This is a genomic window from Cloacibacillus evryensis DSM 19522, assembly GCF_000585335.1.
Lineage (GTDB): Bacteria > Synergistota > Synergistia > Synergistales > Synergistaceae > Cloacibacillus > Cloacibacillus evryensis.
The window spans coordinates 1476101-1498785 of the sequence record NZ_KK073872.1 but is presented as its reverse complement, the minus strand read 5'-3'; the positions used below and the strand labels follow the sequence as shown (position 1 = coordinate 1498785).

19 protein-coding genes and 1 CRISPR repeat array are annotated in these 22685 nt (G+C 55.3%); of the genes, 1 reads left to right on the top strand and 18 read right to left on the bottom strand.

Translation table 11 applies throughout. From position 1 onward, the window contains the following. Positions 1–3 precede the first annotated feature (3 nt). The 17 genes from CLOEV_RS06590 to thrC all read right to left on the bottom strand — a co-directional run bounded on the left by CLOEV_RS06590 (position 4) and on the right by thrC (position 20727). Positions 4–735 (bottom strand): pseudouridine synthase, encoded by a 732-nt coding sequence (locus tag CLOEV_RS06590; protein WP_034442638.1) that lies wholly within the window; start codon positions 733–735, stop codon positions 4–6. Next, complete coding sequence (scpB, locus tag CLOEV_RS06585) at positions 728–1363, bottom strand: SMC-Scp complex subunit ScpB (RefSeq protein WP_372493880.1); 636 nt, start codon at positions 1361–1363, stop codon at positions 728–730. The genes CLOEV_RS06590 and scpB overlap by 8 nt, the downstream gene beginning before the upstream one ends. Beyond that, a complete protein-coding gene (locus CLOEV_RS06580) occupies positions 1341–2129 on the bottom strand; it encodes a segregation and condensation protein A (RefSeq protein ID WP_051484932.1) in 789 nt (262 codons plus the stop codon). The genes scpB and CLOEV_RS06580 overlap by 23 nt, the downstream gene beginning before the upstream one ends. 10 nt (positions 2130–2139) lie before the next feature. Then, complete coding sequence (trpS, locus tag CLOEV_RS06575; RefSeq protein ID WP_008711440.1) at positions 2140–3135, bottom strand: tryptophan--tRNA ligase; 996 nt, start codon at positions 3133–3135, stop codon at positions 2140–2142. A 33-nt stretch (positions 3136–3168) separates the two neighbouring features. After that, positions 3169–3951 (bottom strand): Nif3-like dinuclear metal center hexameric protein, encoded by a 783-nt coding sequence (locus tag CLOEV_RS06570; protein WP_051484931.1) that lies wholly within the window; start codon positions 3949–3951, stop codon positions 3169–3171. Positions 3952–4743: 792 nt separating this feature from the next. Next, a complete protein-coding gene (locus CLOEV_RS06560) occupies positions 4744–5271 on the bottom strand; it encodes a hypothetical protein (RefSeq protein WP_034442632.1) in 528 nt (175 codons plus the stop codon). Between the two features lie 79 nt (positions 5272–5350). After that, a CRISPR array of direct repeats spans positions 5351–8194; the repeat unit is 32 nt; unit sequence GTTTTCGTCCCCTCGCGGGGGTGAGTTGAAAT. A 164-nt stretch (positions 8195–8358) separates the two neighbouring features. Then, complete coding sequence (gene cas6 / locus CLOEV_RS06555) at positions 8359–9114, bottom strand: CRISPR system precrRNA processing endoribonuclease RAMP protein Cas6 (protein ID WP_008711427.1); 756 nt, start codon at positions 9112–9114, stop codon at positions 8359–8361. Between the two features lies 1 nt (position 9115). Beyond that, the gene (csm5, locus tag CLOEV_RS06550) at positions 9116–10204 is read right to left on the bottom strand and encodes a type III-A CRISPR-associated RAMP protein Csm5 (RefSeq protein ID WP_034442628.1); all 1089 of its coding nucleotides are present in this window, start codon (positions 10202–10204) and stop codon (positions 9116–9118) included. After that, complete coding sequence (gene csm4 / locus CLOEV_RS06545) at positions 10201–11187, bottom strand: type III-A CRISPR-associated RAMP protein Csm4 (protein WP_034442625.1); 987 nt, start codon at positions 11185–11187, stop codon at positions 10201–10203. The genes csm5 and csm4 overlap by 4 nt, the downstream gene beginning before the upstream one ends. Further along, complete coding sequence (gene csm3, locus CLOEV_RS06540; RefSeq protein ID WP_008711419.1) at positions 11168–11842, bottom strand: type III-A CRISPR-associated RAMP protein Csm3; 675 nt, start codon at positions 11840–11842, stop codon at positions 11168–11170. The genes csm4 and csm3 overlap by 20 nt, the downstream gene beginning before the upstream one ends. A 13-nt stretch (positions 11843–11855) precedes the next feature. Further along, the gene (gene csm2, locus CLOEV_RS06535) at positions 11856–12350 is read right to left on the bottom strand and encodes a type III-A CRISPR-associated protein Csm2 (RefSeq protein WP_008711418.1); all 495 of its coding nucleotides are present in this window, start codon (positions 12348–12350) and stop codon (positions 11856–11858) included. Positions 12351–12354: 4 nt separating this feature from the next. Then, positions 12355–14745, bottom strand: a complete 2391-nt coding sequence (gene cas10 / locus CLOEV_RS06530) for a type III-A CRISPR-associated protein Cas10/Csm1 (protein ID WP_008711417.1) — start codon at positions 14743–14745, stop codon at positions 12355–12357. 45 nt (positions 14746–14790) lie between these two features. Then, the gene (gene csm6, locus CLOEV_RS06525; RefSeq protein WP_169732203.1) at positions 14791–16143 is read right to left on the bottom strand and encodes a type III-A CRISPR-associated CARF protein Csm6; all 1353 of its coding nucleotides are present in this window, start codon (positions 16141–16143) and stop codon (positions 14791–14793) included. A 275-nt stretch (positions 16144–16418) separates the two neighbouring features. After that, the gene (locus tag CLOEV_RS06520; protein ID WP_008711415.1) at positions 16419–17423 is read right to left on the bottom strand and encodes an aspartate-semialdehyde dehydrogenase; all 1005 of its coding nucleotides are present in this window, start codon (positions 17421–17423) and stop codon (positions 16419–16421) included. Next, positions 17423–18655, bottom strand: a complete 1233-nt coding sequence (locus CLOEV_RS06515) for an aspartate kinase (protein ID WP_051484930.1) — start codon at positions 18653–18655, stop codon at positions 17423–17425. Before CLOEV_RS06515 ends, CLOEV_RS06520 begins: the two co-directional genes overlap by 1 nt. Beyond that, positions 18656–19690, bottom strand: a complete 1035-nt coding sequence (thrB, locus tag CLOEV_RS06510) for a homoserine kinase (RefSeq protein ID WP_008711412.1) — start codon at positions 19688–19690, stop codon at positions 18656–18658. Then, positions 19687–20727: a threonine synthase gene (gene thrC / locus CLOEV_RS06505; protein WP_008711410.1), complete on the bottom strand. Its 1041-nt coding sequence runs from the start codon at positions 20725–20727 to the stop codon at positions 19687–19689. Before thrC ends, thrB begins: the two co-directional genes overlap by 4 nt. 427 nt (positions 20728–21154) lie before the next feature. Here thrC and greA point away from each other — a divergent pair, with 427 nt between their 5' ends. After that, positions 21155–21643 (top strand): transcription elongation factor GreA, encoded by a 489-nt coding sequence (gene greA, locus CLOEV_RS06500; protein ID WP_008711408.1) that lies wholly within the window; start codon positions 21155–21157, stop codon positions 21641–21643. 79 nt (positions 21644–21722) lie between these two features. On the opposite strand, the gene CLOEV_RS06495 is transcribed toward greA, so the two are convergent. Continuing rightward, positions 21723–22667 carry a D-alanine--D-alanine ligase gene (locus CLOEV_RS06495; protein WP_008711406.1) on the bottom strand — a complete coding sequence of 315 codons (945 nt, stop codon included), beginning with the start codon at positions 22665–22667 and terminating at the stop codon, positions 21723–21725. Positions 22668–22685: the final 18 nt, after the last annotated feature.

Here is a 22685-nt window from a genome sequence, read left to right as displayed (position 1 = left end):
CAGTTATACGGTCCTGCCGTTTTTGATATAGTCCCAGAGGGCGTCACGCTCCACGGAGAGGAATTCCCCGGACGGAAGATCCTTTAATGTGAGCTTGCCTATCTTCCTGCGGAAGAGGCGGCGGACGTCGTTATCGAGCGCTCTCGCCATCAGGCGTATTTCGCGTTTGACACCCTCGCCCAACACCACCTCGAACCAGCATTGAAGCGGCGTACGCCCCATGCGGCGCACGGATATCGGTTTGAGAAAATGTTCCTCCGCCCGCACGCCCCCGCTCCAGCGTATGAGGCGCTCCTCGTCCAGCGGCTTGCGCAGCTCGACCTCGTAGGTCTTCGTAAAGCCGTTCCTCGGGTGGATCAGTTCCTGGGAGAATATCCCGTCGTTAGTAAGGATGATGAGCCCCTCGCTGTCGCGGTCGAGCCTCCCTACGGGGAAGAGACGGAAACGGTCCAGCTCCGGCGGCAAAATGTCGATCACCGTACGTTCGCGCGAATCTTCGACGGCGCAGAGAACGCCCTTCGGCTTATGAAAGATAAGATAGCGCTGTTCCACGGGTGCGACGGCACGGCCGTCGAGCTCCACGCTGTCGCCCGGGACCACCTGACGGCCCGGCTCGCATACGGTCTCGCCGTTTATCTTTACCCGTCCCGCGGTTATATATTCTTCGACCTTACGGCGCGCTCCCGCGCCGCACATAGCCAGATATCTGTTAAGGCGGACGTTTTCCTCACTCATCGCCCAGCTCACTCTCCCCTTCCCCGCACGAAGCCTCTCCGTCGCCAATGGCGGAAAGCTCCTCGTCCGCTTCGCACTCCTCGCGCAGCTCTTCCAGCGTCGGCAGCGCGCTGATGCTGGAGAGCCCGAATATTTCAAGAAATTTGTTGGTGGTACGGTAGCGCCGCAATGATTTTCTCCTGTTCTCGCGGCGAGGCCTGTCGATAAGGCCGTTTTTCAGCAGCGTTTCGACGACACGGTCGCATCGCACGGAACGGATCTCCTCGATCTCCGCCATCGTGATCGGCTGATTGTAGGCGATCACGGAGAGCGTCTCAAGAGCCGCGCGCGACAGCCTGATACGCTGCATCGAAAGGTAGGCGGAAAAGCTCTCCACAGTGTCGGCAAGGTCGGGGGCCGTCGCCATCTGCCAGCCGCCGGCCAGGTTCAGCAGCGTCAGCCCTCTGCCCTTCGCATAGAGGCTCTTTATCGCGGCAACGGCGCGATCCACGCGTTCGGGCGAGACCCCCAGATGGTCGGCCATCGTCACCGATGAGACCGGCTGCGGCGAAACAAAAAGCAGCGCCTCTATCTGCCGTTCGAGAAGCCCCATATTTTCATTTTCTTCAATCTGCGGCAATCTCAACACCTCCAAGTGTCTCCGTCTGTATGATATGCACCATACCGAGGCGCGACATTTCAAGCAGCGCCAGCAGGGTGACGATCAGCGTCTTCGGGTTCCTGTCGGAGAGCAGCTCTCTCAGAGAGAGCCGCCGCCCGCGTACGATGCGGAGCAGTTCGTCCATGCGCTCCTCGATCTGCCGCTCCTCGGGGACCGCGTCGGGGATCTCGTCCCAAAGCACCGTGTCCTCCTCGTATTCCGCGGCGCGCGTCCGCTCCTCATAGAGGGCCAGTATCTCCCACCACTTCGCGGCGAGCGTCTCAAGATCACCGATATCGTAATAATAATTGTCCTCTTCGTCCGTCACGCGCAGGAAACATCGCTCGCGCCGTTCCTTAGCGGCGGCCAGCCGGCGCGCCGCGGCGCGAAAAGGGCGATACCTCCTGATGATCGCTTCGAGTTCTTCCTCCGTCTCGATATAATCACCGGCGAGGGAGTCGTCGGGCTCCTCCGGCTCCTGCCCCGGAAACAGTGAATGCACCTTGCGCAGCAGCAAGCGGCTCGCGAAGGAGAAAAACTCAGCCATTTCGTTGAGGGTAGCCCCCTTCGCCTGCACGAGAAAGTTTATGTACTGCGTGACAAGCTCCGTGAGATTCAGCTTCAGCGCGTCCATCTCGCGGGATTCCACCAAATGGCAGAGCAAATCAAGCGGTCCGGAAAAGCTGCCCAGTCGGACCTCAAATCCAGCCGCCTTATTTTCTCCGCTGTTTTCTACAGTCTTTTCCTCTTCCACCAAGACTTCCCTAATGTATGAGGTTCATCGCCGAATAGACGTTTTCCATCGTGCCCTCCGCGACCTTGCGCGCGCGCGCCGCGCCCGTCTCAAGTATCTGCTTGAGATCGTCGGGGCGCTTCGCAAGCTCCGCGCGGCGCTTCTGGATGGGGTCCATCATCTCCGTGAGATGCGCCATCAGCTTCTTCTTACAGTCGACACAGCCGATGCCGGCGTTCAGACAGCCCTCGTGTATCTCGGCAAGCTCCTGCGCGTCCTTATTGAAGAACTTGTGTACATCCCAAACGGGACACTTTTCGGGCGTTCCCTTATCCGTCCGGCGTTCGCGCGCCGGGTCGGTCATCATCGTGCGCACCTTGCCCCAGATCGTCTCCATATCCTCGGCGATCTGCAGCGAATTTCCGTAAGATTTGCTCATCTTGCGGCCGTCTGTCCCCGGCATCTTCGCGGCTGGCGTCAGCAGCGTCTCCGGTTCCGGGAAGACCTCGCCGTAGAAGCCGTTGAAGCGGCGCGCCACCTCGCGCGTCAGCTCAAGATGCGCGCTCTGGTCCTCGCCTACCGGCACCCCCCATGATTTATAGAGCAGGATGTCCCCCGCCATCAGCACGGGATAACCGAGGAAGGCATAGGTCGAAAGGTCCTTATTCTGCAGATTGAGTATCTGCTCTTTATAAGTCGGGCAGCGCTGGAGCCAGCCGAGCGGCGTGATCATCGAAAGAGCGAGGTGGATCTCCGCGTGCTGCTTAACGTGCGACTGGATGAAGATCGAGGACTTCTCGGGATCGACGCCAACCGCGAGCCAGTCGAGCAATATCTCGTAGCAATTCTCCTTCACCTTGCTCGGGTCCGCGTAATCCGACATCATCGCGTGCCAGTCGACGATGCCCCAGAAGCAATTATATTCATTCTGCAGCTTCACCCAGTTGATGAGCGCTCCCGCCATGTGGCCGTAATGGAGGCGCCCCGTGGGCCTCATACCGCTGAAAATCCTCTTTCTCTCATCCATCACACAAAACATCCTTTCAATTACATTTGTAAATTATATGCGCCCATGTTCAAAAGGCGCGGTTTTTTCTTCGATAAGCGTGACGGGAAGGCCCGTCTCGGCCTCGATCACAGCTCTCAATGCCGGCAGCGAAGCCCGCTCCATCTCGCCGTGGTCGGCGCTCACGAGCGCGAGCCCGGCGTCGAGCGCCTCCTGCCGGTAGTGATAGGATAGGTCTGCGGTAATGAAACAATCCGCGCCAGACGCCAGTGCCTCGCGCCAGAATTCCTGACAGGCCCCGCCGCCGAGCGCGACGCTCCTTATCATCCGATCGCCGCCGTAGATGGTAAAATTAGAGAGACGCCATCGCTCATGCAGCAGATCCGAAAGTTCGGCAAGCCTGACGGCAGAGGGAAGCTCCCCCGCCGCCCCCATCCCCCACGCGCCGCTGTCCGCGGGGACCAGCGGTTTGGCCTTCTCCACCCCCAGCAACGAAGCCAGCTCAAAATTCACGCCCTCCGGCGACGAGTCCCAGTTGGTATGCGCCGCGTATACCGCGACCTCCTGCCGGATCGCGGAAAAGAGCGTGCGCCCCACATAGTCATCGTTCACCACAGACTTCAGCGGGTGAAAGATCAGCGGATGGTGAGTAACGAGCAACCCGCAGCTAAGCGAAGCCGCGGCGGCGACCGTCTCCGGCGTCGCGTCAAGCGAGAGGGCGATCCGCGATACCTCCGCACCAGGAGCGCCCGCGGCAAGGCCGGGATTATCCCACGGCTCCGCCCAGCTCTTCGGTATTCTTTTTTCTATCCTTGAAATAACCTCAGAAAGCTTCATCTCCGCACCCCCGCTCTATTACATCAGATAATTGTATAACAGCGGCGTGGGAACGTCAAAGACATATGCGCCTGGCGGACGCATCGACAGGTCACAGAGGATAAATTGGCTTTTATAAGTGATTATGAGAGAACGACAAATTGGGGTTTATCTTGTCATGCCGGGCTTGCCCCGGCATCCAGTGGCTTCAGGTTTGTTCCAACATCGATTGTAAAACAAAAACCAACGCCACTCGGCTCCAGCTCGGAGGCCGGAGCGACGGAAGGGCAGAGCGCTAAATCGCAATTTACCATTCTCTCGCAATCGCTTACAAGCATAAATTTATACTCTGTCAATTTGCTGGTGCGTTTATCATGGCGCTCCGGCAGAAAAGATGTTGGTGTGAAATCTCGAAAGGTATACGAAAAGAGACGATAAAGACAGGGGCTGCGGCGTCCGCTGTGTAGATGGTTTTTGTTATTATGGAGATTGTTATCACCTCTTTTAGTCAGTTATAATTGTTTCTTCTTCTTATAATGCACCATAATGAAAAACACCCTCCGTGACTGGGTTTGTCAGGGGAGGGCGTTTGGTTGGTTATGGAATGTCAAGACTGGCTAGTCTATATGTTCTTCTTTGTTCTGCCAGTATTGTTTGATATGTTTTCTTTTGGGCTTATGCTCTTTGACTTCGCGAAGGATGCCTTGTCTTTGTGCCTCTTCGAGAGTGTATCCTTCTGGGGCTTCATACATTTTGCATCCACCAGGTCCGCACGCTATTATCACTTTTGACATCGACATCACTTACCTTTCTTTACGACTGCCCGTAACGTATCAGTTTTTGCAGGTCTGTCTCGGCTGTATTTGACTGATTATACCGCCAGGCAGATTTAGGCGCAAGTTCTGGAAATTCGCGTTTGAGCCGGTTTCTGGCTTCTATGCGGTATTTGCCGATGACGGAGTTGAGTTCTTTCATGCGTGCGTCGCCTTCGGGCACTTTCTGGTATGTTGCGGAGCAGGCCTCGCGTTCGAGGGCCTGCATGAGCGTGAGGCCTCCGATTTTCAACGTGCCGTGGAGTTCGCAGAGGCGGCTGTATTGTTCGTCGGATAGACGGACGCCGTTTTGGGTCCTGGACGGCCCTCCGAGTTTCGCGCCGTAGGAGAGGAGTTCGGCGTGTATCTGGTCGTCTGTGCTCTCTTTGTAAGGTACGAAGTTGACAAGGCTGTAGTCTCCGAAGGTCCTGGCCTCTCCCGTGAGCCATGAGTATTGGGTCGGCAGATCGGCGGAGAGTCCCGGGGTCCTGGCTTTGAGGCGGTCGAGGAAGTCGGAGGCCTCTTTCATGTAGGGATCTTCGACGCCGGTGTCGCGGGCGAGGCGTATTGAAACAACTATCCAATCACTTCAATACGCCATACGACACGCCTGCGTCCCCTCGCGGGGGTGAGTTGAAATCATCTGTTCATCAGCGGAGAAACGGACGCGGAGATGTTTTCGTCCCCTCGCGGGGGTGAGTTGAAATTGCAGAGGGGCCCGATCCCGAAAAAACTACCGACGTTTTCGCCCCCTCGCGGGGGTGAGTTGAAATGCGATAAAACTAAGGTATCGATCAATACCGTTTGTTTTCGTCCCCTCGCGGGGGTGAGTTGAAATTGTATGGTAGCTCTCCCCTGTCGCACATCGATGTTTTCGTCCCCTCGCGGGGGTGAGTTGAAATCGAGCTGCTAGATGTTGATAAAAACTGCACAGACGTTTTCGTCCCCTCGCGGGGGTGAGTTGAAATAATTGTATTCAGCGCCGCCGCTCTGGTTGGAGTGTTTTCGTCCCCTCGCGGGGGTGAGTTGAAATTACGATTTCATATCCGTTTCTTCCTGCCCAAGCTTGGTTTTCGTCCCCTCGCGGGGGTGAGTTGAAATTTGATGTTTTTGGGGATGGCGCACGCGACGTTGAGTTTTCGTCCCCTCGCGGGGGTGAGTTGAAATTCAACGTATCCAAGCTGAGATAACAGCTTTTCACGTTTTCGTCCCCTCGCGGGGGTGAGTTGAAATCTAACTAAGGGGCTTATACCATGCCGCCTATAGGCGTTTTCGTCCCCTCGCGGGGGTGAGTTGAAATCTTGCCGTGTATCCACTGTAGAAATAGGATAGGTTTTCGTCCCCTCGCGGGGGTGAGTTGAAATGATTAAGTTAGAATTGATTATCTCACCTTACAGTTTTCGTCCCCTCGCGGGGGTGAGTTGAAATTGTAAAAGTAAATGGCCGCCGTATTAAGTTTGAAAGTTTTCGTCCCCTCGCGGGGGTGAGTTGAAATTAATTACATGCTCGTGATGTTTGCGATGTTTAGTTTTCGTCCCCTCGCGGGGGTGAGTTGAAATCTTCTTTATCTATCACATCGCCTCACCTCCTTTCGTTTTCGTCCCCTCGCGGGGGTGAGTTGAAATCAACTAATCGGGGTTAAAATCGTAACAATGATGTTTTCGTCCCCTCGCGGGGGTGAGTTGAAATGAAGCACGCCTTCGATCAAGAGATTCGGCGTTGTGTTTTCGTCCCCTCGCGGGGGTGAGTTGAAATGGCCTCATAGTACATGGTATTTACCCGCTTGCGTTTTCGTCCCCTCGCGGGGGTGAGTTGAAATCGAAATGGACTACTGCTCGAAGTGTGGGAGTTTTGTTTTCGTCCCCTCGCGGGGGTGAGTTGAAATATGGATGGTTTTGCGGCCGACGGCGTGACGCCGTTTTCGTCCCCTCGCGGGGGTGAGTTGAAATATAGATGCTTGAGCTGACCGTCACGCGTACCGCGTTTTCGTCCCCTCGCGGGGGTGAGTTGAAATCTACGACCGCGTAGCGCAGAAACTGGCGATGAGGTTTTCGTCCCCTCGCGGGGGTGAGTTGAAATTAGGAGCTACGCTATCTTTTTGCGCGGCGTTATTGTTTTCGTCCCCTCGCGGGGGTGAGTTGAAATTACGGACCTGACGAAATTTGTAAGTGGCCAAAGTTTTCGTCCCCTCGCGGGGGTGAGTTGAAATTCGAAGTGTGGTAGTTTCGGTCATGTTGACGATGTTTTCGTCCCCTCGCGGGGGTGAGTTGAAATTGGGCGGCGATGATAGTGGTGCCCGAGCCAGAGGTTTTCGTCCCCTCGCGGGGGTGAGTTGAAATAATGGCAGAGATGAAGAAAGTTGTTACACCGATGTTTTCGTCCCCTCGCGGGGGTGAGTTGAAATGAAATGATATGGTAACGGAAATTAAGAAAAATGGTTTTCGTCCCCTCGCGGGGGTGAGTTGAAATCAACTTAATTAAGCTCTCTTTCCGTTTTGGGTGTTTTCGTCCCCTCGCGGGGGTGAGTTGAAATCGGCGCACCATTTGCCTTATCAGCGATGGGGCGCGTTTTCGTCCCCTCGCGGGGGTGAGTTGAAATGAAGTACCGCGTCTACTGCCGCAAGAATGAGAGCGTTTTCGTCCCCTCGCGGGGGTGAGTTGAAATTCCTTGAAATCGTTGTATCCCTGCGCGACCGCGTTTTCGTCCCCTCGCGGGGGTGAGTTGAAATCCATACTCTACTATATATATAGGGTGTGGATAAAGTTTTCGTCCCCTCGCGGGGGTGAGTTGAAATTGGATAGGCAATACTTTTGATTTTGGAAAGGGGTTTTCGTCCCCTCGCGGGGGTGAGTTGAAATCAGAAGAAGAACTCGGCTGTTACTTTGGCTACATGTTTTCGTCCCCTCGCGGGGGTGAGTTGAAATGCAGTACTCCATAATGATTTTACGGGCCTGACTGGTTTTCGTCCCCTCGCGGGGGTGAGTTGAAATAATCCTGACCGCTATATAAGGCAAATCCTTGAGGGTTTTCGTCCCCTCGCGGGGGTGAGTTGAAATCCGAAGCGCTACCGCTTCGTATTCTCGATGCCTGTTTTCGTCCCCTCGCGGGGGTGAGTTGAAATGAGAATGACGGCAATACAGAAGAAGCCGCGAAACAGTTTTCGTCCCCTCGCGGGGGTGAGTTGAAATTCGGCTACGGCTGTGAAGGCGCGATTAGGGAGGTGTTTTCGTCCCCTCGCGGGGGTGAGTTGAAATCATTGCTTTTTCTCCCCCTTTCGAGAGCATAAAGTTTTCGTCCCCTCGCGGGGGTGAGTTGAAATCGGCAGGGGAAAATACCGGGAGCAGTTCAGATAGGTTTTCGTCCCCTCGCGGGGGTGAGTTGAAATTCGCGGCATCGCCGACCGTCTGTAAAATCGGGATGTTTTCGTCCCCTCGCGGGGGTGAGTTGAAATGGTACCGGTAAAATATACAGCTTCAGCAATATTTTTTCCATCGTTTTCCGCGAACTTCAATTTTTAATACAAAACACGGTCGGTATTTTTCATGAAAATCTATTTTTTTACAGGAATGATCAGCATCGCGAACAGTCCGTCTCCTTTAGAGCTTTTACCTCATATCATCGCGGAGATTCTGTCGCTTTCATGCCGCCCATCCCAAGCGTCGTCTTTATCCCCGTGCCGCATAATGTCCCCAGAGAGAGAAGCGCCCGCAGCAATTGCAGCATCGGCGCGGAAAGGCGCGCGTTCAGCGTGGCCGTTCCGCAAAAAGCCGGTATTTTGTTTCCCTTCAAGGCATAGTAAACGCTTTTAAGATTATAGCCCGTTATTTTTACGCCGGCCTCCAGCATGGACATCGCCTCTTCGTCGTCCATTGAATTTTCAGGAAAGACATCATTCCATGTCTGCGCGGCGCTGCGCACAATATGTCTCACCGACGGAAATATCTGGTATTCGCCGCCGCTGCGGTAGGACGCGGGAGAGAGAAAACGGAGGAAGAACCTCGATGCGTCACGGTTCGCGCCGGGGATCTCAAGCAGCTCGGAGAGGCTGCTTATTTCTATCACGCTTTTTTCTTCCACTGTCAACGTTGTTTTTTTCGATCTGAGGGTAAATTCCCGGTTTTTCGTGAGCAGCGGGGCGATCTCTTCCTGTTCTTCTTTTTTCCACAGCGTGATTCTCCAGAGAGCGCCGGCGCCGCCCTCCATGGGCATAAGGTATTGCGAAAGGGAGGGGCGTCCCTCCTCATGAAGGTTCTGAGCGGTCCGTGTTCCCGCCAGCTCCAGCAGCGCCGCGTAGAGGGGGTAGGCGTCCGCATATTCAAGCGGCGCCTCCCCGCCGCGCCGCTTCAGCCTCAGAGTATATTCTTTTATCATTTCAGGCGCGCTCCTCTATGTCCACACGGCATATCCCCATCTGACATTTGACGGAGCCGCGTCCGTTCGGCTCTATATATTCCGTGTATTTCAAGGTATGCGGAGATACGCCGGTTTCCACATCCCCTTCGTGTTTGTGTTTTGCGTATTTTTTGGCCATCAGCGCGGCGGCAAGCCGCAGAGCGCTTTCATAATCCCTGCCGGGATAGAGGATGTTTTTCCCGAAATAGCCGCAGCCTCCGCCGAGAAGGATGCAGTTGCTGAAATCTTCTTTTACAGCCCCCTGCGGAAGGCTGAATTTATCGGCGTATGTCCGGCTATAGTATCCGCCGAATTCTTCAACCGCCTTTTTGATATATCCGGCGTCTATTTTTCCGCTCTCCGGCTTGAGTGTGAGGATGAACTCGGCTTCCGTCCCCGGACACAGGCACTCGCGGGCAATGTTCAGCCGCCCCTCATATCCGCCTTTGGATACGTCGATCTTCCGGCACAGCGTGAGCGAGGGCTGGGCAAGCGGCGCGCTGTCGGAGATGGAGAGGGCCGACATCACGCTGTTGAGAGCGTTTGCCTTTTCCCCCGCTCTGTCAAGCGTGTGGAGATGCTTTATTTCTATTTGAGCGGCGGGATTTTTCTTCGCTATTCTTTCATTATCCAGGAATTCTTCCCGTCCGGCGTCCCGCAGCATCTTTGTCAGGATGACGGTGCGCAGCGCGCCCTTCAGGGAGCTGCCGGGAATGTACGGGCGGTTGGCGGTGTCTTTTATAAAGGCTTTGATCTCGATCAGCCTCCCCTGTTCGACGGCGGCGCCGGCGTCGGCGCTGTATTCGATAAGCCCGGGGATGCTTTCGGGACGGACGCGAAGATCTTCAAAGAATTTTGAAAGGGACGCGCCGGAGAGCGAGAAGCTTTCAAAATTCTGTATTCGCCCTTTTTCAACGATCCACCGCATCAGGATTTCTGGGTTTATGATGTGGATCTTCCGTGTATCTCTGTCATAAAAGTATTCATTTTTTTGGTAGCTCAGCCCCGACCCGATGAAGACTGGTGTGGCTACGGTTATTTTTATCCTGTAGTTTTTGAGCTGGTTCACTGGTAGTCCACCCCCAGAAATATCGGCTTTGAATATCTGTAAACGGGGTGCGCGCCGCCGCGCGCGACATTATAGAGCGTTCCGGTATATTTTTTTCGGAAGAGCGAACCGGCGCCCAAGAAGTACTGCGTGTCTTTTTTGCGCGACGCGCCATAGCTTTCGGAGGCGACAAATCCACCGCGCCGCCGCAGCGTGGTCAGGGAACCTTCCATAGCCTCCCCAAGCTCTTCGTCCGACGGAAGCGAGGTGGTAAGGCTGAGATATGCCTGAGCCTTTTCCGTCGTCAGCATACGCCACAGCCTCTTCGTCTGTTCGTCGTAGGCATCTTCCTCATACGTAAGGTCATATTCGTCGGCTATTTTAAATTTGCCGTACCCCGCGCTGACTTTTCCGCCTATCCCTCCCATGCCGAGGAGCCTCAGCAGACGTTTTACGGTCTTCAATTTTTTTTCGTCCCCGCAGGCGATGAGGCCGTGGAGGCCGCATCCTCTGTTGAAGACAGAGGTCGTCACAAAGTATGGATTGCTCTTTTCCAGACCTTTCAGGGATACTTTTTCAACAATTTCGGTTTCCGCAAAGTTTTTGAATATTCCCTCCGGCTCAAAAAGGGACCGCCCCTCCATTGAGTCTATATATTCTTCCAGCCGCAGCAGCGGGATGTATTCCAGACTTTTCATCGCTTTTTTTCGGTCTGCCTCAAGCGCCTCGCCAAAGGTCTTCGGCAGCAGGGCCGGCTTGGGAATGTAGATATCGTCTCCGTGATATGGAAAGAGGTCGCTGAATAGGACGTCACCTCTTTTCGCCCCTTCGCAAAGGTCGGAAACGGCCTGCGCGCCGCCGTCCGCCGCGGCTTCACAGCAGAGGGCGGAGAAGAGCGTGTCGGCGCAAATCGAGGCGCGCGAACTTTCAAGTGATTTCGCGCTCTCCCCGCTTCCGCAGTGAAGCGGCGTTATAAAGGAAATTTTATATAGATAGTAGTTCATATTCCTCTATTTCCCTGAAGGTCTCATTCAGAAGCCGCACATCCTCCTCTTTAAGGCTGCCGCCAGACTGTGTCAGCCTGATGTTTTTAAAGCTGACGCGCCCGCTGCCGCGGCTGCCGTGGCCGCCTAGATAGTCCATCTGAAGCAGGCGCATGGCCGCCGCTAGGTTTGCCATGTCCTCTTTTATCTCTTCTTCATTCTCGGGGATGTTGTAGGTGATGACGGCTAAAAACTCCGCGCCGCTTATCACGCGTTCTATCTGACGCGGGTTTGCCTGGCATGAGATCCGGTCAAGCGCGTTTTCAAATTTCACCTCGCGCAGGCCGACGGCTTCGAGTTCCTCCGCGTTGGAAACGAAGGCGTCCGAGAACTGAAGCCTTGATCTCATTATCGGTTCGCTGGCGCCGAAGAGTCTCTTTATCGCTTCGCAGTCCTGGTTTGGTTCGGCGGCCCTTTTGTCACCCTGCAAGTGTGCGGCAAGCAGCGAACGCAGCTTTCCTTTGAGGCTGCTTCCGGGAATTATCGGCCTTCCTGTGCGCGGGTCGTCGATTACGGGCTTGTCAACAGCTCCTATCGGCGAGAAGGCATCGCTTCCTCCGATGTGCATTCCCGTCAGTACTCTCAGTGTGGTGGTTATTTTTATTTTGCCTCTCATTGCTCTGCCTCCTCTAGTTTTCCCCGCCCAGATACCGGTGCCACGCTACCAGTGCTTCCATATATTCCGCAAAACGGATAAATTCCGCCCTGCTTTTGCCGATACCCTTGATGTAGTTCAGCAGTTTTGCCTTTTCCGCAAACTCTTTTACACCATTGTCGCGCCCCGCGTCGTAAGCGATACGGACACGAGCCATACTCAGCCTTTGTATGTTTGCCTGATTCAGCTCCGCGTTTTTGTTAAACCTCTCTTCATTCAGGATATCTGTCACCAGCGTCAGTATCTTTCTGATTTTGCTGGCCGTTATATTAAATTTAAGGTTGCCATGCTTGTCTGTCGTGCGCAGGGAGAGCATTACGGCCTCCGCTTGGTCGACATACTCTGCCGGCAGCTTTTCCGCGGGCACCGGCTGCGGCTGCGGCTGCGCGCTCTGCGGCTGTCTGTTGTTATATGCTGCCCTTGTATCTTGCCGTTGGTAATTGTTCCTGTTTCCCCCTGGTCCAACCATCTTATTACGCGCCCCTCTTTCTTGTCAGATATACATATATTTGGATGGCGGTTATGAGTTCGCCTCTGTCCTTACCGTCTGTTATCCACAGGTATGTTTGTTTCGCGAATTCACCGTAGGCCCTCTTTTTTGCGCCCTCTTCTTTTGGCTCAAGACGCGTCAGCAGGTAGGCGCAGCGCGCGATATTTATTTTTTTATCTGCCCGCCGCAGCAGTTGAAGAAGTTTATATAGGAAGGCCTTGCCCCGTTCCGAGTCCTCCCCGTCCAAAAACTTGCCCAGCAGCCGTAGTTTAGGGACCACTCTCGATGAGAAGTCATCCCACTTATATGTGTAGCCCTCATCCGCGGTGAAGAGCGTAAGGGAATCTTTTCCCGGAACCCGCTTCGATTTTTCTTCCAGCTCCGCCGCCAGATGCGCGCCTCTATAGATGGGATATTTGTAAGGGTATATCGCGATGCCAGCCGATATGGTGAGAGCGCCGCCGGTGAATTTCTTAAATGCATTGCGTATGTCGACAGCGCTTTCCAGTATATCGTCCCATGCCCCCACCATGAAGATGTCGTCTCCTCCGGAATAGACGATAAGCGCTTTTTTAGCGGCGCCGGCGCCCGAAAGCAGGAAGGGGGCGAGTTCTCCGTCCTTGCCGCTCAGCAATGTGTTTAAATGATACTTGAAGAACATGGAGAGCTGTCTTGAGAGCGCCGCCGTGCGAGAAAGCGTTTTGTAACGCTCACGCTCTTCCGCGCTCAGCGTCTTGCCGGTGCGTTCAAAGCCGGAAGTGAAGGTCCTGCCAAGGTTGTCCACGTCTGCGCGGAGGATGGCGATCCGTTTTACGCCGTTTGCCTCTTCCGCCAGATTTTCGAGATCTTTATCGTAGACGTAGTCACCCATATAAAGGTTGGTGCTGTAGTTGTAGCCGGAGTGCGGGCTGTTTTTGCTGTAGACGCGAACGGCCTCCCCATTCTTTATCTTTGTCAGCGCTTCGTCATGGTTTTTAAATTGTATGTGTCTTGGCTTTTCAGTATAAATGTTAGGAACGTTTAAATATTTTTCTCCCTCTTGGTCATCTTCCAAAACTACGGCGAATATCTCCTTTTTTAGTATCTCGGAAGAGATCCCGGCAAATGTTGAACACCATTCGCAAAGTTCCTCATCGGGCCGCAGCTTCGCAGCAGTGCCGCAGATTTTGCACTCGCGCGCTCCGCTCTCACTCCCCGCCTTGTTGAGTTCGCGAAGCTCTTCCGCGCCGTACCGGCGAAGCTTTTTCTCGGAGATCAGGCGGCTTAGCGACCGGTAGATGCCGGTGTAGGGTGATTTTTCCGCCGGCGTGTTTTTAAGACTGTTCGCGGATACGGGAAGCCAGCCGCAGGCAAGGTAGAGCGTGTCGCCGAACTGCCGCCGGAGCCATAGGTTTGTATTTTTCTCAAATTTTTCCAGCGCGGTACGGGACTGCCGCGTGTTGGGGAGCAGCATGTAGCTGTGGCCGCCTCCCGTGTATATCAGATTCGCGCGCGACAGGCCGCACTCCTCAAGTATCTCGTCCATGAGGTATTCCATCAGCATCTCAAGTACGAAGGATCTGCTGCGCAGTGATTTCAGCGCCTCTTTGGAGGCCACTCGATAAATGAATTTTTGAATGCCCGAAAAGTCGCAGGAGAAGAAGAGAAAAGCCTCCTCTTTCATGAATTCTTTTTCTTTGTCCAGAAGCTCCATTTTGTAGTTCGTCCTGCCGGCGTCTTCAAGGTAGGCGCATATGGAGGCCGCCGCGGCCGCGGTTATTTTGGCGTGGTCAAAGAGCGAGATGTCGGCGACCTCTTTTGTCGAGGTGCTTGATGGGATGAAGGATAAGGTGCTTTCAAGCTGACAGAGCAGTGAGTTAATATATGAGCCATTGAACTCTATGCTCTCCAGCTCATGTTTCAACTCTCTCGTTTTTTGCTGATAGAGCGCGGTCGTAAGCTGACCGGCATCTTCCCGCGGATAATTTGCCGTCGGTGATAGGTTCCGCGGGCAGCAGGCCAAATTGCGTGAGCCTCCGTTCAGCAGATTGAATACCGAGGCAAGGGGCATTGTGCGTATAAACGGCGCACGCTCGTGAGCTTCGCCTTCCTCGGGAATCTCTTCGCGACGGTCGGCTCCGGCCGCGATATTGTCAGCGATATATACGATGTAGGCCGGCGAGGAAGACTGGAGTTTGGCCCCTCTTATCGCCGTTCCGTGATGATATCGCAGACAGTCCAATATCTCGGAAGCCTCTGAGAATGCGGCGATATTCTTCAGCCATTTGTAACCGATGGCGCTGTGGCTGCCGCTTTCTATCTCAGCACGATAGATGACTTTGCCGATGTCATGGAGCAGACCGCCTACAGCCACCGTTTCTTTTCGACTGGTCACTTGATCACCTTCCGTTTCTTGTTATCTTCTATCTATTTAGAATTGCTATCCCTTTAGAGCCTCTTTTATAAGCTCGTTCATCTCGCCGTATGAATTTTTTATTTTTCCCTGCGGAATACCATAAAGCTCCGCCGCCTTGAAGAGCATGTTCAGGATCCCTGCCGGAGCGGAGGCACAGCCATTTTCTCTGGTTTTTTTCTCTATTAATTCCGGCGTGATCGCGATGATCTCATGAGCGGCGATATTCCTGACGGCAGATTCCACATTCCTGATGTTTTCAAAGAGTTCCGCCGCCATTTTATCGGCACAGAAGGCTTTTAAAATGCAGAGCATGTTCTTCGATGACAGATAGTCGTCTTTATAGCAGTTAAACTGCGCATCAAGCATTTCGAGGATCTTCATTCCCTCTGAAGTGCGCTCTAATTTGTAACGTTTCAGTTTTAGGCTGTATTCGCCGCTGCTGTCACAATATTTTCTTATATCGATTTTCAAGACCTTTGATATGTAATATTCAAACAGATCCGCGATCAACGGCGTGAGGCCGCGGATGAAATCGGCCAGTTCGCCGCGTTTCAGTTTGACGTCGAGCCAAAGCAGGTATTCGGCGATGTTGCGAAGGTCGGAACTCTCTACGGGGATGATTTTCACCCCCGTCTCCTTCAAGGAAATCTGGATTCTATTCAGATTAAGCTGTGCTCTGGCCGCAGCGGCATCGAGGAGTTTCAGGGCGAGAGGCGGGATTTTATCTCCCAGTCCGACGGCGATTGAAAGCGCGGCGTGGTAGTCGTAGGCCTCGACATGTTTGATAAGCGTTTCCCTCTTTATCCGCGCGGCCAGATTCAGACTGCCGGATACTTCCGAGCGGTCTTCAAAAGTTTCTGTTTCATTATCCTCGTCGCAGGCCCATTCGGTCTCAAGATCATAGTTGACTGCGGGTGCTCTGTGTTTGTTGCATTTTTTTTCAGGAGTGGCTACCTGTATTGCCGTGAGTCTTTCTACAGAGCCAAGCGCCGCTATAAACTGCAGTGCGCTCTTCATCGCCGGCGTCCCGGAGGATATGTTGACAAGTATCTCGCTTTCCGGGTTCTCATCACTTATTTTTTTCAGGCGTTTTTCAAATTCTTCATAAAAAAGGTCAAACTTATGTACCTCTGTAATATCGGCACATTTTTGTACCTCAACATCGAATCCATGAGAAAGTTTTTCGCCAAGCAGAGAGAGCGCGCGTGTGTAACGGTGATCAGTTTTTTCAAAAGCCAACATTTCATCTGAAAAATAAAGTATAACTTTGGAGGGTTTGTATATTCTGGCAATGTGGAGCATTCCTCCGTCGCGGCAGTTGGAGATGGGGTCTGTCGAGCCTATGGGTGAGAAGAGAACTGACTTGTCCTTTTGCATCTGCGTCCCGTCCTTTTTATAAGGCTGAAGTGTAAAATGTATTAAGTTGTTTTTGTTTTCCCACATGATTATAGCAGAAAAAATGAATTACCTTGACGAAACTATACGGTTAAAAAGGCAAAGGGATAGGCGAGAAAAAACGTATAAACAGAACTTCAACAAACAGGAGGAAGCATACATCCCGCCCTGCATCAGTAATCGAGCGGGAATCCGCAAACTTTATCCGCGGCTTCCCGCCCGTTCGTAATACTTATTCCGGTTTCTGTTGTCCTGCGCTAAAGCAGCTTCTCCGCGATCTGCACCGCGTTGAGCGCCGCGCCTTTTCTGAGGTTGTCGCCTACGACCCACATCGCGAGCGCGTTGTCGAGGCCGGTGTCGCGGCGTATGCGGCCGACACAGACATCGTCTTTGCCGGCCGTCTCTATGGGCATCGGGTATTCGGCGTTTTTCGGGTCGTCGCGCACGACGACGCCGGGGGCGTTTTTCAGTATTTCGCGCGCTTCGGCGGGGCTGAGCGGGCGTTCAAACTGCGCCGTCACGCTTTCGCCGTGGCAGCGGAAGATCGGTACGCGCACGGTGATGCCGCTGACGCGAAGGCCGGGGATGTGCATGATCTTGCGCGATTCGTTGACCATCTTCCATTCCTCTTCAGATATGCCCTCTTCGTCGAAGGGGCCGATGTGAGGCAGGAGGTTGAAGGCGATGTTGTGCGGATAGACGTCGTCGCCGTATTCTTCGCCCTTGATCGCCGCCTTCGCGCCGTCGCGCAGCGACTCGATCGCCGCCTTGCCGGTACCGGCGACCGACTGATAGGTGCTGATGTTTATGTATTTCAGTCCGGCTGCCTTGTGAAGAGGATAGAGAACGACGACGGCCTGTATCGTCGAGCAGTTCGGGTTCGCGATGATCCCCTTGTTCTTCGCCATCGAGACGTCGCCGGCGTTGATCTCCGGCACGATGAGCGGCACCTCCGGGTCCATGCGCCAGGCGGAGCTGTTGTCGATGACGACCGCGCCGCTCGCCGCGGCGACCGGCGCCCACTGTTTTGAGGTCTTGCCGCCCGCCGAGAAGAGGGCGATGTCGACTCCCTTGAAGGAATCTTCGTTAACGGCCCGCACCTCTATCTCTTCGCCGTTGAATACCACCTTTTTGCCCGCGGAGCGCGGAGAGGCAAGCGGGATGAGTTCTGAAACGGGGAATTTTCTCTGTTCCAGCGTGTAAAGCATCTCGCGTCCGACCAGCCCGGTAGCTCCGAGCACCGCCACTCTCTTGGCGCCCATTAGAATGCCACCTCGTCGATAAAATGATCGTGGAGTTCGCGCACGGCGTCGTCCGCGCGCGCCGAGCCGACGACGCAGGTGATGGACAGCGCCGTGGAGGCGATCATCTCGATGTTGATGCCCGCCTCGGCGAGAATGTTGAACATTTTTGAAGGTATCTCCGGGTGGTTCGCGATGCCGGCGCCGACAATGGAGACGCGTGCGATCTCCGTATCGAAGGAGACGCCCTGCGCGTCGATCTCGCGGCAAAGTTCGCGGCAGACCTGGCTCGCCACCTCCAAACTCGTCTTTTTAACGAGGAAGCCAATGTCGTTGACGCCGCCGCGCATGTTGTTTTGAATTATCATCTCCGCGCCGACGCCCTTCTCCGCAAGGTTCGCAAAGAGGCGCGCCGCGATGCCGGGGATGTCAGGCACTCCGAGAAGCACCACCTTCGCCACCTTCATGTCCTGTATGACCGCTTTTATTATAAGTCCCTCTGTTACCGGATTGCTCATTACCCAAGTACCCTCCTCTTCCACAAAGCTTGAACCGACGTAAAGCGGCATTTCGTAGCGCGCCGCCATTTCGACGCTGCGCGCCTGCAGCACTTTCGCGCCCTGCACCGCCATCTCCATGCACTCGTCAAAGCCGAGTTGCGCCAGCTTTTTAGGTTTTTTCACGACGCGCGGGTCGCCGGTCATTATCCCCGTTACGTCCTTAAGTAGCTGACATGAGTCGGCCCCCAGCGCCGCCGCCAGCGCGACCGCCGAAAGGTCGGAGCCGCCGCGTCCGAGTGTGATGACGTCGCCGTTGTCCGTTATCGCCTGAAATCCGGTGATGACGGCTACGGTGCCTTCGTTAAGCGCCCTTTCCACGGCATCAGGCTCTATTCTGTAGATACGGCCCTCCATCGGGAAACCCGCGGCCTTTATGCCGGCCTGCAGCGCCGTGAAGGACTGCGCCGGGATGCCGTACTGCTTTATCGCAAGCGAAAGCAGCGCCACGCTCTGCTGCTCTCCTGTGGCGAGCAGCTGGTCCATCTCGCGTCCGTCCTTCTCCGTGGCGACGTCGCTCGCGAGTGCGAGCAGCTCGTCCGTCATGTTGCCCATCGCGGAGACGACGACGGCGACGCGGAAGCCCTTGTCGCGTATCTTTTTGACTATCTGCGCCACATGCTTCATCCTCTCGGAATCGGCGACCGAGGAGCCGCCGAATTTAAGGACCGTAAGCGGCAATTTTTCCCATTCCATTTATCTGCACCCCCCGGCTTTGTTCGCAGTCCCCTGTTCGCCTGCGCGAGCGGCGGAAATTTCCGAGGACGGGCCTGCCGGTGAATTTACCGCTTCCAGCGCTTCCTTAAGCTCCATGCTTATGTCGACGCGCGCGCCCTGGGCACTTCCGTCGAGAACGAAGAACTGCGAGCGCACCCCATGTTCGGTGAATGTGCGGCACATCGCCTCCGCGACACGGTGGGTCGTTCCCTTGACGAGCGCGATGACGCTGGGCCCCGAACCGCTGATCGCGACGCTGAGGCACTCCGGCAGCGCCTCCACGCGCGAGAAGATGACTTCGCCGCCGGAGAAAAGCTTGCTGCGGTAGGGCTGATGGAGCTTGTCGTCCATTCCCCATTTGAGGTAATCCCATTTGCCGGTGGCCCAGGCGGCGGTGAGCAGCGCCGCGCGCCCTACGTTGAAAACGGCGTCCCCGAAGGGGACCTCTTTGGGAAGCGCCTTGCGCGCGTCGGAGGTCTTGACCCTCTCGTCGGGTACGGCGACGACGCAGAGCACCTCTGGCGGCAGCGCCGGCAGGTTGACGTAGCGAAGGTCCTGCCCGTCCCAGCAGCTCACGACCATGCCGCCGAGGTAGCAGGGAGCGACGTTGTCAGGATGGCCCTCGATGACGGTCATCGCGCGCAGCAGTTCGTCCTCGCCGGCCTCATAGCCGGTGAGATATTTGGCTATGAGGACTCCGGCGACGACGGCGCCGGCGGAGCTGCCGAGGCCGCGGCAGAGCGGGATTATGTTGTGGCACCAGAGGGAGAATCCCGGCCCTTTCACATTCCAGCGTTTGCAGGTCTCCTCATAGGCTACGATGACGAGGTTCGCCTTTGGCGAGGAGAGTTCACGGCAGCCTTCGCCGTGCGCCTCTACCTCGTATTCGCCTTCGGGGCGAAGTTCCATGACCTTGAATATGTTGTAGAGGGAGACCGCCATCCCGATCGCGTCGAAGCCGGAGCCGAGGTTCGCGCTGGTGGCGGGCACCCGCAGTGTTATCAGCGGGTTCATTTTTTCATCACCGCCAGGAGCTCTTCAAGGCTGTCGCCGATCTCCAGCGGACGTCCGACCTGGGACATCGCGGTGTCGGGGTCCTTCAAACCGTTCCCGGTCAAGATCATGACCGCGGTGATCCCCCGCGGCAGGCGCCCCTCTTTCTTGAACTTTATAAGTCCGGCCAGCGGGGCGCAGGAGGCGGGCTCGGCAAAGATACCGCCCTTTGAAGAGAGCAGCAGCTGAGCTGCCAGTATCTCTTCGTCAGTAACGGAGTTAAATTCTCCGCTTGACATGGCTACCGCCTCTTTAGCGAGGTGGGCGCTCACCGGGTTTCCGATGCGGATCGCCGTCGCCACCGTCTCCGGATTGGGGCAGGGTTCGCCCGTCACGAGCGGCGCGGCGCCCGCCGCCTGGAAGCCCATCATGCGCGGCAGCTTGTCTATCTTTCCAAGTTCCTGATACTGTTTATAACCGGCCCAGTAGGCGCTGATGTTGCCGGCGTTGCCGACGGGTATCGCGTGCCAGTCGGGAGCCTTGCCAAGCGCTTCGCAGATCTCCCAGGCGCCGCTCCTCTGTCCCCAGAGACGATAGGGGTTGACAGAGTTGACGATCGCATATCCCTCTTTTTCAGCGGCTTCGCGCGCCATTTCGAGCGCGCGGTCAAAGTTGCCGTTGACGGCAATGACCGTAGCTCCGTACATAAGAGCCTGGGCCAGCTTTCCCAGCGCCACCTTTCCCGCCGGCAGCAGGACGAAGCAGGGCACGTTGGCGGCGGCGGCGTAGGCCGCGGCGGAGGCGGAGGTGTTACCCGTGGAGGCGCATACGAGAGCCTTGGCGCCGCTCTCCAGCGCCTTCGCTACGGCCATGACCATGCCCCTGTCTTTAAACGAGCCGGAGGGATTGCAGCCCTCAAGTTTTGCCCAAAGCTCAATGCCAAGCATCTCGCTTATATTGTCGAGATGGACGAGCGGCGTCGAGCCTTCGCCCAGCGTCAGCTTCGGCGTCTTTTCCGTTACCGGCAACAGTTCCGAATATCTTTCGATTACTCCCATAATAAATTTCCTCCTTTTATGCACTTCGCGCAAATATAAAAATTGCCGCCCCCGTACCGGCGGTACAGGAGGCGGCATAACAAACAGCGTCGCGGTTCCACTCCATTCAGCCGCACAAGGACGGCCCTCATCCGCGCTGTACAGGGCGCACCCTGACGCCTTATCGGCACTGTCTCCGCTTCGGCATCCGCTCAGGGGTGGTCTTCAAATCCATTCCGACAAAGATCTTTCAGCAATTCGATCTTCTCTCTGTGAAGGTTGTGAACTTTACTATCCCCGTCATCGCATCGTGATTATTAAGTTCGTTGGTGGAATTTATACTACTCCCCACCGAAATTGTCAAGCTAAATTTTATGTTTGATATTTTTCTCTCTTTCTGTTAGAATTCACAAGAATTTAGAGAGACTTCTTGTTAGGTGGGATATCAATGGCCAAAGCGGCAGACGATAAAGTGATAATGACTCGGGACGGCTATGAGAAGCTGAAGGCGGAACTTGTTTCCCTACGCGGCGACGGACGTGCGGAGATAGCCGCTAAGCTCGAAGAGGCGCGCGCTTTCGGAGACCTCAGTGAAAACGCGGAATACCACGCGGCAAAAGAAGAGCAGGAAAAGCTTGAGAACCGCGTGTTGCAGCTCGAATATCAGCTGAGCAAGGCCCAGATAGTGGAGACAGAGGATATCGACACCAGCGTCGTCAGCCTCGGCACGACGGTAACGTTCGAGGACCTTGACCTTAAAAAGTCATTCGTCTATACGCTGGTCGGCACGGAAGAGGCCGACATCAAAGATAACCGCATCTCTGCGGCCAGCCCGGTAGGCAAGGCGGTAATGGGCAAGCACGCTGACGACGAGGTCATGGTGAGGACCCCGCGCGGCATCCGCCATCTCAAGGTCGTCAAGATCCAGCTCAAGTAGCGGAGCATACTCAGAAGAAAAAGAGCCCGCGCGGAATATCACGCGGGCTCTTTTGTCGTTTAGGAAAATATTAGTCCGGCTATCTCTCTTCCCTGTCGATCGCGAATGAGAATCTGACCACCTCGTCTAAAAACTCTCCAAAAGAAAACCCGCTGCTCTTCGCCGACTTCGGCACAAGGCTCGTCGCGGTCATTCCGGGGGCGGTGTTGACCTCCAGCGCATAAAGCGCGCCCTCCGGCGTGACGCGGAAGTCGACGCGGCTGTAGGAGCGGCAGCCCAGCGCCCTGTAGGCGATGACTGCGGCATCGGCCAGCCGTGAATTTATCTCCTCAGAAAGGTCGGAAGGGCAGATATACTCGGTACAGCCGGAGGTATACTTATTTTTATAGTCATAAAAACCGCTCTTCGGTTTTATATGTATCGCCGGCAGCGCCAGCGCCTTTCCGTCCGCGGTCTCCATCACGGGCACAGTGACCTCTTCACCGTCAATGAACTCTTCGACGAGCGCCTTTGCCTCCGACTGCCAGGCAAGCTCCAGCGCCGCGCCGTATTCAGCGATCTCAGAGACGATGGTAACGCCGACTGTGCTTCCGCCGCCGTTGGGCTTCACGATTATCTTCCCGTGGTTTTGGATGTATTCCCCGGCAAGTTTTCTCTTGTCGTCATCTCTTGTGGCGATAAAACCGCGCGGCACCGGCACTCCGGCGTTGGCGAAGAGAAGCTTCGCGGCGGCCTTATCCATCGAGAGCATACAGGCTTCGGGGCCCGAACCGGTGTAGGGGATCCCAAAGGCTTCAAGGACGGCCTGTATCCTGCCGTCTTCGCCCCAGCCTCCGTGGAGGGCGATAAAGACGCCGTCCGCCTTATAACCCGGCCAGTTTTTGACAAACTCGCTTATGGAGGTGATATCGCACAGCTCTGCCTCGTAGCCGAAATCGGCCATAGCCTTCGCGACCGCGGCCCCTGAATTCAGCGAGACCTCGCGCTCCGGGCTTACTCCGCCGCATAATATAACAACTTTCATGATCGTGGTGTTCCTCTC

Bases quoted from the DNA above. Each gene is read 5' to 3' on its own strand.
- CLOEV_RS06590 (WP_034442638.1), bottom strand. From the start codon at position 735: ATGAGTGAGGAAAACGTCCGCCTTAACAGATATCTGGCTATGTGCGGC.
- trpS (WP_008711440.1), bottom strand. From the start codon at position 3,135: ATGGATGAGAGAAAGAGGATTTTCAGCGGTATGAGGCCCACGGGGCGC.
- CLOEV_RS06570 (WP_051484931.1), bottom strand. From the start codon at position 3,951: ATGAAGCTTTCTGAGGTTATTTCAAGGATAGAAAAAAGAATACCGAAG.
- CLOEV_RS06560 (WP_034442632.1), bottom strand. From the start codon at position 5,271: ATGAAAGAGGCCTCCGACTTCCTCGACCGCCTCAAAGCCAGGACCCCG.
- cas6 (WP_008711427.1), bottom strand. From the start codon at position 9,114: ATGATAAAAGAATATACTCTGAGGCTGAAGCGGCGCGGCGGGGAGGCG.
- csm4 (WP_034442625.1), bottom strand. From the start codon at position 11,187: ATGAACTACTATCTATATAAAATTTCCTTTATAACGCCGCTTCACTGC.
- csm3 (WP_008711419.1), bottom strand. From the start codon at position 11,842: ATGAGAGGCAAAATAAAAATAACCACCACACTGAGAGTACTGACGGGA.
- csm2 (WP_008711418.1), bottom strand. From the start codon at position 12,350: ATGGTTGGACCAGGGGGAAACAGGAACAATTACCAACGGCAAGATACA.
- csm6 (WP_169732203.1), bottom strand. From the start codon at position 16,143: ATGCAAAAGGACAAGTCAGTTCTCTTCTCACCCATAGGCTCGACAGAC.
- CLOEV_RS06520 (WP_008711415.1), bottom strand. From the start codon at position 17,423: ATGGGCGCCAAGAGAGTGGCGGTGCTCGGAGCTACCGGGCTGGTCGGA.
- CLOEV_RS06515 (WP_051484930.1), bottom strand. From the start codon at position 18,655: ATGGAATGGGAAAAATTGCCGCTTACGGTCCTTAAATTCGGCGGCTCC.
- thrB (WP_008711412.1), bottom strand. From the start codon at position 19,690: ATGAACCCGCTGATAACACTGCGGGTGCCCGCCACCAGCGCGAACCTC.
- thrC (WP_008711410.1), bottom strand. From the start codon at position 20,727: ATGGGAGTAATCGAAAGATATTCGGAACTGTTGCCGGTAACGGAAAAG.
- greA (WP_008711408.1), top strand. From the start codon at position 21,155: ATGGCCAAAGCGGCAGACGATAAAGTGATAATGACTCGGGACGGCTAT.
- CLOEV_RS06495 (WP_008711406.1), bottom strand. From the start codon at position 22,667: ATGAAAGTTGTTATATTATGCGGCGGAGTAAGCCCGGAGCGCGAGGTC.